Annotated in this window: 14 protein-coding genes; 6 read left to right on the forward strand and 8 right to left on the reverse strand. The window is 53.0% G+C overall.

Annotation, left to right across the window (positions count from 1 at the left end; genetic code table 11):
• Positions 1 to 248: 248 nt before the first annotated feature.
• The 6 genes from pgi to cmoA form a co-directional block, all read right to left on the reverse strand.
• Positions 249 to 1,757 (reverse strand): glucose-6-phosphate isomerase, encoded by a 1,509-nt coding sequence (gene pgi / locus DQW12_RS12475; RefSeq protein ID WP_113908205.1) that lies wholly within the window; start codon positions 1,755 to 1,757, stop codon positions 249 to 251.
• Positions 1,758 to 2,651 carry a UTP--glucose-1-phosphate uridylyltransferase GalU gene (gene galU / locus DQW12_RS12480; protein ID WP_113908206.1) on the reverse strand — a complete coding sequence of 298 codons (894 nt, stop codon included), beginning with the start codon at positions 2,649 to 2,651 and terminating at the stop codon, positions 1,758 to 1,760.
• Between the two features lie 146 nt (positions 2,652 to 2,797).
• Positions 2,798 to 3,796 (reverse strand): Holliday junction branch migration DNA helicase RuvB, encoded by a 999-nt coding sequence (gene ruvB / locus DQW12_RS12485; protein ID WP_113908207.1) that lies wholly within the window; start codon positions 3,794 to 3,796, stop codon positions 2,798 to 2,800.
• A 196-nt stretch (positions 3,797 to 3,992) separates the two neighbouring features.
• The gene (ruvA, locus tag DQW12_RS12490; protein WP_113908208.1) at positions 3,993 to 4,604 is read right to left on the reverse strand and encodes a Holliday junction branch migration protein RuvA; all 612 of its coding nucleotides are present in this window, start codon (positions 4,602 to 4,604) and stop codon (positions 3,993 to 3,995) included.
• Between the two features lie 94 nt (positions 4,605 to 4,698).
• The gene (cmoB, locus tag DQW12_RS12495) at positions 4,699 to 5,673 is read right to left on the reverse strand and encodes a tRNA 5-methoxyuridine(34)/uridine 5-oxyacetic acid(34) synthase CmoB (protein WP_113908209.1); all 975 of its coding nucleotides are present in this window, start codon (positions 5,671 to 5,673) and stop codon (positions 4,699 to 4,701) included.
• A gap of 6 nt (positions 5,674 to 5,679) precedes the next feature.
• Positions 5,680 to 6,411, reverse strand: a complete 732-nt coding sequence (gene cmoA, locus DQW12_RS12500) for a carboxy-S-adenosyl-L-methionine synthase CmoA (RefSeq protein WP_113908210.1) — start codon at positions 6,409 to 6,411, stop codon at positions 5,680 to 5,682.
• A 484-nt stretch (positions 6,412 to 6,895) separates the two neighbouring features.
• Here cmoA and aspS point away from each other — a divergent pair, with 484 nt between their 5' ends.
• The 6 genes from aspS (at position 6,896) to DQW12_RS12530 (ending at position 11,724) form a co-directional block, all read left to right on the forward strand.
• Positions 6,896 to 8,656 carry an aspartate--tRNA ligase gene (gene aspS, locus DQW12_RS12505; protein WP_113908211.1) on the forward strand — a complete coding sequence of 587 codons (1,761 nt, stop codon included), beginning with the start codon at positions 6,896 to 6,898 and terminating at the stop codon, positions 8,654 to 8,656.
• Between the two features lie 86 nt (positions 8,657 to 8,742).
• On the forward strand, positions 8,743 to 9,486 hold the full coding sequence (locus DQW12_RS12510) for a YebC/PmpR family DNA-binding transcriptional regulator (RefSeq protein WP_113908212.1): 744 nt from the start codon (positions 8,743 to 8,745) through the stop codon (positions 9,484 to 9,486).
• A gap of 211 nt (positions 9,487 to 9,697) precedes the next feature.
• Positions 9,698 to 10,039 carry an Rpn family recombination-promoting nuclease/putative transposase gene (locus DQW12_RS12515; protein ID WP_113908213.1) on the forward strand — a complete coding sequence of 114 codons (342 nt, stop codon included), beginning with the start codon at positions 9,698 to 9,700 and terminating at the stop codon, positions 10,037 to 10,039.
• A gap of 217 nt (positions 10,040 to 10,256) precedes the next feature.
• On the forward strand, positions 10,257 to 10,523 hold the full coding sequence (locus DQW12_RS12520) for an RpnC/YadD family protein (protein WP_113908214.1): 267 nt from the start codon (positions 10,257 to 10,259) through the stop codon (positions 10,521 to 10,523).
• A gap of 87 nt (positions 10,524 to 10,610) precedes the next feature.
• Positions 10,611 to 11,129, forward strand: coding sequence for a crossover junction endodeoxyribonuclease RuvC (ruvC, locus tag DQW12_RS12525; RefSeq protein WP_113908215.1), 519 nt, complete (start codon positions 10,611 to 10,613; stop codon positions 11,127 to 11,129).
• Between the two features lie 232 nt (positions 11,130 to 11,361).
• Positions 11,362 to 11,724 carry a DUF6170 family protein gene (locus DQW12_RS12530; protein ID WP_113908216.1) on the forward strand — a complete coding sequence of 121 codons (363 nt, stop codon included), beginning with the start codon at positions 11,362 to 11,364 and terminating at the stop codon, positions 11,722 to 11,724.
• A 15-nt stretch (positions 11,725 to 11,739) separates the two neighbouring features.
• Here DQW12_RS12530 and DQW12_RS12535 read toward each other — a convergent pair whose 3' ends face one another.
• Together DQW12_RS12535 and DQW12_RS12540 are read right to left on the reverse strand one after the other, a co-directional pair.
• Positions 11,740 to 12,723 carry a response regulator gene (locus DQW12_RS12535; protein WP_113908217.1) on the reverse strand — a complete coding sequence of 328 codons (984 nt, stop codon included), beginning with the start codon at positions 12,721 to 12,723 and terminating at the stop codon, positions 11,740 to 11,742.
• 63 nt (positions 12,724 to 12,786) lie between these two features.
• The gene (locus DQW12_RS12540) at positions 12,787 to 13,716 is read right to left on the reverse strand and encodes an MlaA family lipoprotein (protein WP_113908218.1); all 930 of its coding nucleotides are present in this window, start codon (positions 13,714 to 13,716) and stop codon (positions 12,787 to 12,789) included.
• Positions 13,717 to 13,741 lie beyond the last annotated feature (25 nt).

Here is a 13,741-nt window from a genome sequence, read left to right on the forward strand (position 1 = left end):
AAAGCCCTCTTATCAATCATTAGATCTCGCATTCGGCATTTCCGCATGTACGGCGGTGCGGTGCCGTAGGCGCGTGCATTGCCGCGCATGAACCCATATTTGAATTCAACATCCCGGCATGTACGGCGTTGCCGTACCTACACGTTATATGCATTGATTGTACGTGATGTTTGCAAAATATAAACGTCACAATTTGTAGAAAAGTGTGAATGAAATAAACCGCCGCGGCATGTACGGCGGTGCCGTACCTACGACTTTGCGAGCGTAATAAAGCGGTCGGTGCTTGGGTCGAAGCTTTCGCTACTGTTGCCTTGAATGGCGGCTAGCGTATTTTCAGCAATTTTTTTCCCGAGCTCAACACCGGGTTGGTCGAAACTATTGAGCCCCCAAATCAGCCCTTGGGTGAACACTTTATGCTCGTAGGCCGCAATAATTGCGCCGAAGCTTTCTGGTGTAAGCTCCTCGACCGCGAGCAAGTTATTCGGGTGGTTGCCCGGGTAAAAATTGCGCGCGCTGCCGTCTTCCGAACCATACGCCATTAGCTTTCTGTGCGCCAAGCAGTTGGCCACCGACAGCTCTTGTTGGTCGGCTAAACTTTCCTGCACCATGGGTGAAAAACCCGGCGCCTTGCGTTTTAGCACCATAATAAAGTCGGCGGCAAAGCTGTCGTAACCTTGGTGTAAATGCTGGAAAAACGCGTGCTGCCCGTTCGGCCCAAAACCGCCCCAAATCAAAGGCCCGGTCGGGTACTTAATGGCTTCGCCTGTAGCTGTGCACTGCTTGCCGTTGCTCTCCATATCGAGCTGCTGCAAATATGACGGCAAATGGCGAAAGCGCCCGTCGTACGGCAAAATAGCCACGTTGTTAATACCGCGCTCTTCGCGGTTATATACCCCGCAAAGCGCCATTAGCATTGGAATATTTTCGGTTAATGGCGCACTGGCGAAATGCTTGTCCATAGCCTGCGCACCTTCGAGCAGCCGTTCAAAAACCCGCACGCCGCAGGTTGTGGCTATCGCTAAACCAATTGCCGACCACATCGAAAAACGCCCGCCGACACTTTGGTCAAAAGTAAGCTGATGTGCGGGCGGAATGCCCATTTCGGTCATGCGTTTGGGGTTCGCTGAAATACCCAGTACATGGTGCTCGAACCAGTCCACCTCGGTTTTATTGATCGGCGCAAAATGCTCATTCACCCATACTTTTACCGTGTTTACGTTGGCAAAGGTGTCGAGCGTTCCGAACGACTTCGACGCCACCACAAACACCGTGGTTTCCGGGTTCACAATAGGCAATACAGCGTAAAGCTGGCCGCCGTCCATCGACGACACAAAGTGCGTGTTCACACTATGTTTTTGAATATCCGAGGCAAATTCTTTCAGCGCAAAGCTAGTCATTAGCGGGCCAAGATCTGAACCACCCACACCAATATTTACAATATCGGTAATTGGCTTACCCGTTGCACCGAGCCAGTTGCCGCTGCGCAGCTTGCGTACCAGCTGCGCAAAACGCGAGTCGCTGCCTTGGCGTAAAACCGAGCGCTCGCCACGACTCAGCACATGGCTCACTTCGCGGTTTTCGCTCACGTTCTGAAATTTCCCGCACATAAGCGCGTCGCGCTGCGCGTTAAAGCTAGCCGGCAAACGCTTCGCGGCAAAAGCTTCAAGCTCTGCGGGGGTTAAAAATTGATAACTCCAGTCGAAAATCAGCTCGTTGAGCTTGGTTTGTAGCAGTGCTACCGGCTCTTTCCGTGGCATTTAAAACAAGTCCTTGGTTTCTGGGTGGCGTTTGGCAAAGGCAATAAAGGCTTTCACGTAACCGGCTTTGTTGCCGCAGTCGTGGCTCGCACCTTTCATGTAATAAGCGTTCATTTGCGCTTCTTCCAGCAACATGTCCATGGCGTCGGTAAGCTGAATTTCGTCGCCCGCACCCGGAGGCGTTTTTTCTAACAACGTCCATAATGCGCTGGTGAATACATAACGCCCCACTACCGCTAGGTCAGACGGCGCGTCTTTCACCTCGGGCTTTTCCACCAGAGCTTTAATCGGCGCTTGCTCGCCGGCTTTTAACTTCGTACCGTTAATGTCGGCGATACCGTATTTATTCACGTCTTTTTCCGGCACCTTTTCAACCATCACTTGGCTAATGCCGTCTTTATTAAAGTTCGCCACCATTTCCGCGAGGTTGTCTTTGCTCAAGTCGGCCGTGGCGTCGTCCATAAGTACGTCGGGCAACACGACCGCGAAGGGCTCGTTACCCACCATGGGGCGCGCGCACAAAATAGCATGGCCCAAGCCTTTCGCGACGCCTTGGCGCACATGCATAATGGTGGTGCCTTTCGGGCAAATGGCTTGCACTTCTTCAAGTAGCTGACGTTTCACCCGCTTTTCTAAAGTCGACTCCAGTTCAAAGCTCGTGTCGAAGTGGTTTTCAATCGCGTTTTTCGACGAGTGCGTCACCAAAATAATTTCCGTTAACCCCGCCGCCGCACATTCATCGACAATAAACTGAATGAGGGGTCGGTCGACCAGCGGTAGCATTTCTTTTGGAATGGCTTTGGTGGCCGGCAGCATGCGCGTACCGAGGCCCGCTACTGGAATGATAACTTTGCGCACGCCAGTCGGCGCGCTTCCTTGTTGTTTAGGCGACATGAAAACTTCCTACAATGACTGATAATGGAAACAAAAAAATTAACAAACGGATGTTACAGGCATATTGAGCTATGGGCAATATTGTCGTCTATACGCACGCGCAGGTTCCCTGTTGGCAAGAGTGCCGCGCTTATTGGGCTTGGAGCTTAGCGTGTTAGGCCGAAGTGGGTGTATGCGCGGGGCGTGGCCATGCGGCCGCGGGGGGTGCGCTGAATAAAGCCCTGTTGAATTAAGAAGGGTTCTATTACATCTTCGATGGTGTCTTTTTCTTCGCCAATAGCGGCGGCGAGGTTTTCGAGGCCCACTGGGCCGCCGTCGAATTTTTCCATAATGGCTTCGAGTAATTTACGATCCATATAATCGAAACCGGCTTTGTCGACGTCGACCATATCAAGCGCAAGCGCTGCCACTTCGGCGGTTATATTGCCGTCGGCGCGTACTTCGGCGTAGTCGCGTACTCGGCGCAATAACCGATTAGCAATACGCGGCGTACCGCGTGACCGTGCCGCGATTTCTCGCGCGCCTTCTTCGCCCATTTGTAACTCAAGATAGTGCGCGCTGCGGCGTACAATAGTGGTGAGATCTTCCACGTTATAGAATTCCAGCCGCTGCACAATACCAAAGCGGTCTCTTAATGGGCTGGTAAGCGCGCCAGCGCGGGTGGTTGCGCCTACTAAGGTAAAGGGCGGGAGATCGAGCTTGATAGAGCGGGCGGCGGGGCCTTCGCCGATCATAATGTCGAGTTGATAGTCTTCCATGGCAGGATACAGCACTTCTTCCACCACCGGGCTTAGGCGGTGAATCTCGTCGATGAAGAGCACGTCGTTCGGTTCCAGGTTCGTGAGCATGGCGGCGAGATCGCCCGCTTTTTCCAGCACTGGACCAGACGTAGTTTTAATACTCACGCCCATTTCGTTGGCAATGATATTGGCCAATGTGGTTTTACCCAAGCCTGGAGGCCCGAAGATCAAGACGTGATCTAACGCGTCTTGCCGCGCCCGCGCCGCCTCAATGTAAATGCTCAGCTGCTCAACAACATGCGCTTGGCCCGTGTAGTCCGCCAGCATTTTCGGCCGAATCGCACGGTCAATCACCTCGTCTTCCCGCGTCGCGTGCCCCTGCACCATCCGATCCGCTTCAATCATGTCACACTCCTCAACTTCACCCCAACTACGGGGTCAGACCCTCCAACTATGGGGTCAGACCCCATAGCTAAACCTATGAACTATCATCGTTTTTCCGCCCATTTTTGCGCTTTTAGTCGCTTTGGGGTCTGACCCCCTCCGCTGCAGGCCGCATTCTACCGTTGGAATGGCGGAAAAGTTGTATCTGACCCCAAGGTTAGGCCATGGCTTTTAGGGCTTGGCGGATGATGTCTTCGGCGGCCATGTTGTCGCTGGCGACTTTCCGAAGTACGGTTTCCGCTTGGTTTGCCTTGTAGCCAAGGGCGAGTAAGGCGCTTAATGCTTCGTCTTTGGCATTCGAGGCCGTTGTTTGAATTAACTCCGGCTTTACTCCAGGCACGCCCGTGTCGAAATCTGCTCCGGTAAAGTTCTTCAGCCGGTCGCGCATTTCCACTACCAACCGCTCGGCGGTCTTTTTCCCCACCCCAGGAATTTTCACCAAGGTTGACACGTCGCTTTGCTGCACCGACAAAATAAACTGATTCGCACTCATGCTCGACAATATAGTGAGTGCCAACTTCGGGCCTATCCCCTGGGCTTTAATAAGCAACCTGAACAATGCACGTTCATCTGCGGTATTAAAACCAAACAACAATTGCGCGTCTTCACGCACCACAAAATGCGTCCACAGGGTGACCTGTTTGCCCACGTCCGGCAACTCATAATAACAGGTCATAGGCACCTGTACTTCGTACCCCACGCCGTTCACGTCAATCAGTAATTCTGGGGGTTGCTTGGCCACCAACTGCCCTTGCAAACGTCCTATCATGCGCTGCGCTCTCTTGTGGTTATCACTCTAATTTTTGTTCTTGTATGGAGGTAATCTTACACAAATTGTAAGTGATTGCGTAGAACAGCGCCCCCTATTTGTTGCACAGCACAACCGCGCGTTTGGGGGCAGGAAAGCCTTCGCGCGTTCGGTTGCTGTTTTGCGGGTCGAGAAAATCAGCCAGCGACTGACCTTGCATCCATTCGGTTGCACGCTGCTCTTGCAAGCTGGTTACATTTTCATCGACCACACGAATATTTTTCATGCCTAGCCGCTCAAGCCAGTGGCACAAGGCTTTTGAACTGGGAATAAACCACACGTTAGGCATTTGTGCATAGCGGTCGCCCGGTACCAGAACCTGCTGCTCATCGCCGTCGATCACCAATGTTTCCAACACCAACTCGCCGCCGGGCGCTAGTTGGTCTATACATTGCTGCAAAAAATCGATAGGCGAACGTCGATGATACAACACCCCCATGGTAAACACGGTGTCGAAGGCCTCTACTTTTTGGAGGTGCTCAACGCCGAGCGGCAGTAACTCCACGTCGCGGGCAATCGATTCAGGTAAATAACGCTGAATGGCGCGAAACTGCATCATAAACAGCTGGCTAGGGTCAACACCCACCACCAGCGACGCACCCGCGCCTTTCATGCGCCACAGGTGATAACCGCTGCCACAACCAATGTCGAGTACCCGCCGCCCTTCAAGATTCGCAATGTGCGGCTGCACGCGGTCCCATTTCCAGTCGGAGCGCCATTCGGTGTCAATGTGCACGCCAAAAAGCTCGAACGGCCCTTTCCGCCATGGCGTTAACTGTTTCAGCAAGCCTTGAATACGCGCCCGCTCGCCAGGTTTGGCGTCGTTTGCTTCACCGATACGCACTTGGCGGGTTAAATCAAAGCTGGAAGGCGTGAGATCAGGCAACTGGTCAACAATGCGCTGCCATTTATGCAACTCGCCGTGGCGTTGTTCGCTATGCCAACGTTGCACCGCAGCGGGAAGCGTTTCGAGCCAATGGCCAAGGCCGCTTTCTGTCAGCCGCGCGTAAAAAGAGTGAAATTCGGTCATGAGCCTTTACTTGATTGCAAAATAAGAGGTGAAATTAAAGCAACGATACCAGTTTTGCACCGTGGTGAAACCCGCAGCCTGCAAGCGTGCGTAGTGCTCGGCTTCGGAGTCAATCAACATGACATTCTCAATAGCCGCGCGCTTTTGCGCAATTTCGAGCTCGCTGTAGCCATTCTGACGTTTAAATTCATGGTGTAAGTCGATTAATACGTCGTCTGCGCGTGAGTCTTCATGGCGCACCTTTTCCGACAGCACCAGCATGCCACCTGGGGTAAGCGTGTTGTAAATTTTGGCGACCAAAGCTTCGCGCCGCCCCGGCTCAATAAACTGCATGGTGAAATTCATAGCCACGAACGAACAAGGCTCGAGCTCGGCTTCGAGAATGTCGGCACATTCAATGTGCACCGGCGTAGCCCCACGCCAAGCGTTTACGTGAGCTTGGCAACGCTGCACCATAGCCGCCGAATTGTCGAGCCCAATAATAGTAACGCCCTCAGCCTGAATATGCTGTTTCATAGCAATACTTGCGGCCCCAAGCGAGCAGCCAAGATCGTACACACGCGTATTCGGCTGCGCATACCGGCCCGCCAGCAAGCCAATGGTTTGCACCATGGTCGCGTAACCCGGCACCGAACGCCCGATCATGTCGGGAAACACTTCGGCAACACGGTCGTCGAAAGCGAAGTTCGCAACTTCATTTAAAGGCTGCGCGTAAATAGAGTCGCGAGGAGAGCTCATAACCTGTTTGTCCTCTGTCTTTCTGTTTTATTGACCACCGTTGGCGCGTGCACCTGTATTCAATATCACGCAACGTACGGCGTTGCCGGGATTTATACGAATTCAAAATCCTGCCATGTACGGCTTTGCCGTACCTACGCGGCATCGTAAGCGCGGCACCGCCGCGCATTCACCCGAATTCAAAATCCTGCCATGTACGGCATTGCCGTACCTACGCGGCATCGTAAGCGCGGCACCGCCGCGCATTCACCCGAATTCAAAATCCTGCCATGTACGGCATTGCCGTACCTACGCGCCATCGTAAGCGCGGCACCGCCGCGCATTCACCCGAATTCAAAATCCTGCCATGTACGGCGGTGCCATACCTACGCGGCATCGTAACACCGCGCTGCGAACATCGGCACGCGCGAATTGTACCTGAACCACCCTGTATCGTATACTACACGCCATTTTTCATATCGCCAGAACAGGAATGTAGAACACCATGCGCAGTCATTATTGTGGACAGGTCACGGAAAACGCCCTTGGGCAACACGTCACACTCGCCGGATGGGTGCATAAGCGCCGCGATTTAGGCGGTTTGATTTTCGTCGATATGCGTGACCGTAGCGGTATTGTGCAGGTGGTATTCGATCCCGATCACGCGGCCATGTTCGAAACGGCGAACACCTTACGGCAAGAATTTTGTATTCAGCTACGTGGCGAAGTACGCGCCCGCCCAGAAGGGCAAGTGAATGAGCGCATGAGCACCGGCCGCATTGAAATTCTCGCCACCGAGCTCACAATTTTAAATAAGTCGGCGCCGCTTCCTATCGACTTTAACCAACACGTGAGTGAAGAGCAGCGTTTGCGCTTTCGTTACTTAGACCTGCGACGCCCAGAAATGAACGAAAAATTGGTGTTCCGCGCGAAAGTAAGTTCAGCCGTGCGCCGTTTTATGGACGCCGAAGGCTTCCTCGACATCGAAACCCCCATGCTTACCCGCGCTACGCCTGAAGGTGCCCGCGATTACTTAGTGCCTTCGCGCACCCACGACGGCAAGTTTTTTGCTCTGCCGCAGTCGCCGCAGTTGTTCAAACAATTACTCATGATGTCGGGCTTCGACCGCTACTACCAAATTGTAAAATGTTTCCGCGACGAAGACTTACGCGCAGATCGCCAGCCTGAGTTTACCCAAATTGATATTGAAACCACCTTTATGAGTGCGCAAGAAGTGCGTGACATCACCGAACGGCTGGTGCGCTCACTCTTCAACGAACTAATGAACGTCGACCTAGGGGCGTTCCCAGTGATGAGCTACGCCGAAGCCATGCGCCGCTACGGCAGCGACAAGCCCGACTTACGTAACCCGCTAGAAATCGTCGACATTGCTGACTTGGTAAAAGACATCGACTTTAAAGTGTTCTCTGGTCCTGCGAATGACGCAAAAGGCCGCGTAGCGGTTATTCGTGTTCCCGGCGGAGCAAGCTTAAGCCGTAAGCAAATCGACGAATACACACAGTTTGTCGGTATTTACGGTGCCAAAGGCCTAGCGTGGATGAAAGTGAACGAGCTGGCGAAAGGTACCGAAGGCTTGCAGTCGCCTGTACTGAAGTTCTTCCCTGAAGACGTGGTTCAGCAATTACTGGAACGCACTCAGGCCGCAGACGGCGACATTCTTTTGTTCGGCGCCGACAACGCCACCGTAGTGAGCGAAGCACTCGGCGCGCTGCGTTTAAAAGTAGGCCAAGATTTTGACTTAGTGGAAGACAGTTGGAAGCCACTGTGGGTGGTCGACTTCCCCATGTTTGAAGAATACGAAGGTGGCTACGCTGCGCTACACCACCCCTTCACCTCGCCTATTGGCGTTACCGCCGAAGAACTGAAAGCCAACCCAGCGGCCGCAATTTCCGACGCCTACGACATGGTACTGAATGGTTGTGAAGTCGGCGGTGGTTCTGTGCGTATTTTTAACGCCGAAATGCAGTCTGCTGTGTTCGAAATTTTGGGCATTGGCGCCGACGAAGCGAAAGAAAAATTCGGTTTCTTGTTGGAAGCGCTGAAATATGGCACACCGCCGCACGCCGGCTTGGCCTTCGGCCTCGACCGATTGGTGATGCTGATGGTGGGTGCGAGCAGTATTCGCGACGTAATCGCGTTCCCGAAAACCACCACCGCAGCCTGTGTGCTCACCGACGCCCCCGGCTACGCCAACCCAGAAGCCTTAAACGAGCTCGGCATTCAGGTTGTAAAAAAGGACGCGTAGGAGTTGCACGTAGGTGCTGCACCGCAGCACGTACAATATCGCATGCGTACAACACGCATGCGTACAAACAAACCTCAGGAGGAATAATGGCTGGACATTCCAAATGGGCCAACATAAAACATAGAAAAGCGGCGCAAGATGCCAAGCGCGGTAAAATTTTCACCAAACTGATTCGTGAGCTTGTGGTTTCCGCGCGCGCCGGAGGATCCGATCCGAGCACTAACCCACGCCTGCGCGCGGCGATGGACAAAGCGCTTTCCAACAATATGAAGCGCGACACCATCGACACCGCCATTGCCCGCGGCGCCGGTGAGCTCGACGCCGACAATATGGAAGAAATTCGCTATGAAGGCTACGGCGCGGGCGGCGTCGCTATTATGGTGGAATGCATGAGCGACAACCGCAACCGTACCGTGTCTGAAGTGCGCCACGCATTTACCAAAACCAATGGTAACCTTGGCACCGACGGCTCTGTTTCCTACCTCTTTACTAAGCGTGGAGTGCTTAGTTTTGCGCCGGGCGTTAACGAAGACTCGGTTATGGAGGCGGCTTTGGAAGGGGGCGCTGAAGACGTTGTGAGTTATGACGACGGTTCAATTGACGTATTCACCACTCCCGAAGACTTCGGTGCCGTGATAGACGCGCTCGCTGCAGCCAACCTTACCCCCGACAACGCCGAAGTTACCCAAGTGCCAGCTACAAAAGTAGAGCTCGATTTAGAAACCGCACAGCAGGTCGTTAAATTGATCGACATGCTTGATGATCTCGATGATGTACAAGAGGTTTATCACAACGCAGAAATTCCCACCGAGGCCTACGCCGAAACCTAATCCAACACCCCGTAGGCGCGTGCCATTCCTTATTAAAAGCCGCGTTTGAATTTAAGGCTCTCCTCTCACGCGCCCGCTGGCCGGTGGCTGGGATTCGTTTTTCGCACATGCCCGCGCCTCTTCGATTCACGGGGTTATGGCTGAATTGAATTGCGCTTGAGTGCTCCTTTTCTAAACTTCTTTGTGTTAATTAAACACGGAGAACGGTGGCATGGATGCTTCAAAACCAACGGGAAGAAAACTTAGTACAAAGCGCACGCGGGAGCAGCAGCGCAAGTCGATTGACGCAAGTTATAAATTGTTGTTTAGCCAACCCACCATGGTGATTGATTTGCTGAAGGGCTATGTAAAACAGGAACTGCCGCCGGTGCTGCCGATGGTGCTGTACAACGGTAAATCACCGTGGAAGTTCACCACCCAGCTGTACGATTTGATTGATGTAATTCCGGGGGGTATTGAGCAGTTCATTCCGCGCTTTGATTTTCTGTTGCTCGAGGAACATAAATACAAAGATCACCCGCTGCCAGCGCATGAGCAGAATCTTAAACAGTAACACCGTAGGCGCGTGCACCGCCGCGCTTTAATCCGCGTTTAAATTCAACGAGGATGATCTTTTACATGCATTTGAAGCGGTTAAGCATTGGCTGGAGCAAGAAGAGCAAAAATCGCTGAACAAGGCCTTTCTTGCGTGGATGAAAGGGGTATTATTACCTTCGAGGTGGGAGCATATCGACTTTGAGCAGGTTGATGACCTAGAAGGAGTGCACAGCATGTTAGAAGAAACGGTTGTTGAGTGGAAACAGAACTGGAAAAAGGAAGGGCTTGCTGAAGGGATGCAGAAAGGACTGCAGAAGGGTAAAGCAGAAGCTCAGCGCGAAATGTTGTTAGAGCTACTTCAAGCTAAGTTTGTTCATTTGCCGGATGTGTATGTTACACAAATTGAAGGTGCTTCTCCGGCAGAGCTGAAGCGTTGGCTCATGAACACGTTGCAGGCGTCTACTGTTGAGGATGTTTTCAAAACTAAGGGCCTCGCGTGAAACCGCGTTAGAATTCAACACCCCGCAGCCGCGATGATTTTGTGGTAGGCTTCTGCTTTATTTGTTGGTGTTCAGTTAGGGGCCTCTGTGGCGATAATTCTTGGTATTGACCCCGGCTCGCGTATTACAGGTTTTGGGGTAATTCAGCAGCAAGGCAGTCGGCTGATTTATGTCGGCAGCGGCTGTATTCGCGCAGCGTCTACCCGTGTTTCTACCAAGGCATTGGGCGAGCCGACTATGGCGGAGCGTTTAAAGATTATATTCGACGGTGTAACCGAGCTGATTACCCAATACTGCCCGACAGAATTTGCCATTGAGCAGGTGTTTATGGCGCGTAACCCAGACTCGGCGCTAAAACTTGGGCAAGCGCGGGGCGTTGCTATGGTTGCGGCGGCGAACCAAGCGCTGGAAGTTGCGGAATATTCCGCGCGCCATATTAAGCAAGCGGTGGTAGGCACCGGTGCAGCGAATAAAGAGCAAGTGCAACACATGGTTATGCAAGTGCTGAAATTACCTAGCCGGCCCCAGGCCGACGCCGCCGACGCTCTTGCCGTTGCGATTACCCACGCCCATACACGAACGACCCTGATAAAACGGGCGCGCTAATAGCTTCCCACTCGGCCCAACGCCTTCAACTGCTACCAACGCGTGGCCGGATTTACCCCTGTGAACACGTGCAGGTGAAAATTTTTATGGTGTAGGCTACTATTGCGCATGCAAATAGCGATGAGCCCAACATGAGGGCTTAACAGTAAGCAACGCCGGTTACTGCGAAAATGGCTACCAACGGCAGGCCAAATTCGGCAAACGCCAACCCAAAAAATAGCGGAGATGTGTGATGGTTCATTTTTCAACGAAGCATATTGAAGAGTTGCAAGGGTTCAGCCCAACCGAGCGCGTTGCTATTATTCAGCGCGCAGCAAAAGCCATGCCCTTTGGCCGTAAAGCCATAGCGAACATACTGAAAGTGCTAATTATTGTGGCGCTGTTTTGGAGCTTAATTGAAGTGCCGGGCGTGCTTTGGAAGGTTGTGAGTTTACTGGCCGCTGGTATTTTGTACCCTGTTTTGTTATTCCCGGTTACGCTTACCTTGGCGCGGCCCTATATTCAAGAAGAAATAACCCGCCAACAGCGCAGTAACAGTTACCAAGAGCATGAGCCTAGCGCTGAAACAGCCAGCCAAGACAGCGAGCATTCGTAGCCCTTGCTGCCCGAATTAATCCCGTCGCTGAATTTGAACCTTAGAACGCTGCGCTGAAATGACCAAGGGCTCACTGCCTAACGTGCCTGAATGCGCGCTAAAACGCGCCTGCGCCCAAATACCGAGCGCGAGATCTGATCGGCTGTCGCGGTTCACAGCCACCGCTTCACCGCACTGTGCCCAATTCATCTCGCCCGTTCGGCCATTTAACCACAGTGCAACCATGTCGTAAGCACTGCGAATACGGGAATGGCATATCTCGGCATTAAGCATTTCCAGAAGCCGCTCTGGCTTACGCAGCACGCCGTCGTAGCCGGCCATACCTTTACGCACCGCACTATTGAGCAGGCTTTTTAGCACCAGTAGTGCAATTACATTTTGCCCCGGAGTGGCTTGCGAATGCGCCATAACCACCAACGCGCAGTCGTTCGGAAACCGATGATAGTCAATCAGCAGGTCTGCGCCGTCGCTGTCGCCACGTTGGTGGGTAATCTGGCAACAAGGGAGCAACATAGACTCATGAGGCAGTAGGTCTTCACTTAATTTGGCGATCATACTGTCGTTTTGAAACAGTACGTCAATATGGTCGTCGAGCTCCCAGCGCTCACGCTCCCATGCGTCTTCTAAATCGGAACGGGCAAGGCAGTTTTGAATGGCATGTTCGAGCACGTCGAGCTGCACCAGCGGCTTTACCAAATAGTCCCAAGCACCCAGCCGCACTGCCTCGCGAATATCGGCCAAGCGCTCCGACGCCGAAATAACAATAACCGGCGTAGTTGCCATGGAAAAAATGAGTTTTTCTAGCACTTCCAGACCGGAAATGCGCGGTAATTTGAGGTCACACAATACCACGTCGGGGCGTTCTGAAGCACAAAGCGCGAGGCCTGTTTCGCCGTCGCCTGCCGACACTACCTGATAGCCGCGTTGGCTCAAGTAACGTTCAAGGATACCGCTGAACACCTGATCGTCTTCAATTACTAACACCTTGTTCGCCGACATCTGCGTTCTCCCACTCCTGTGCGCTATCGCTTACTTAGAGCATTGACCAGAGAACCGCATTCGTCAACGTGCGGCGTGATATTCCCGTTGCGCTTGCCGAGCGATCAATCGCCATTCACGAGCATTGTAAGACAGAGCCGGCTCGGTTGAATTGCCTTCAGATTCCCATTCCGAATCCCACTCCGACTCCCACTCTGAGTCCCAGTCGTCTTCCCACATGTTGTCACTGACCGGCGGGTTACCGTCGTAAACCTTGTCGTTCCAATAGGAAAAATAAGCTTCGCGCACAAACGCATATTCATCGAGCGAGTTTTCCAGCATAGGCTCAAGTTGCTTGAGCTCAAGCCGCTGCGACAACCCGCGTATGGCAAGTTGCACGGCAGACCACTGCCAACCAATAAGCTGCGCTGGCCAAACGTAGTCGTCGACCAAGTCGCCGCCACGATCGATCACCACCGTGGGCCCAACCCCTGGCAACATAAAGTACGGCCCTTCCGTAACCCCATAAACTGCCAGGGTTTCGCCAAAACTTTCGTGGTTTTCCTCGAGCCCTAACTTAGTGGCCACGTCGAAAAAACCAAACACACCCACAGTGGTGTTCAGGGTAAAGCGCCCCAAAGTGGTAAAGGCGTCGGCCATTTTTAACTGCAACAGATTGTTTACGAAGCTTGGCGGCTCTTTTAGGTTGTCGGTCATATTGTACAAACCGGTACGAATACGCGACGGTACTTTCTCGTAGGTATTCGCCACCGGCATTAGCACATAAGGGTCGAGCGTGTCGCGGTTGAAGTCCCACATTACCCGGTTAAAGTTTTCGAACGGGTCGCGCGGATCGGAGAAGTCGAAGTCGGGCTCAGCGGCTTCTTCTGCCGCCGCCTGCATACTTTCACTTTCCGGCTCCGCACTTTGTGTCGTTGCCTCCGCGCCCTGTTCGGGAGCGCTGGCACAAGCAACTAACAATAGGAGCGTAAACATCCAGCCCAAGGTTTTCATAGTTTCACTATTATCCTTTCGCCGC

This window comes from Aliidiomarina celeris, from assembly GCF_003316875.1.
Classification (GTDB): Bacteria; Pseudomonadota; Gammaproteobacteria; order Enterobacterales; family Alteromonadaceae; genus Aliidiomarina; species Aliidiomarina celeris.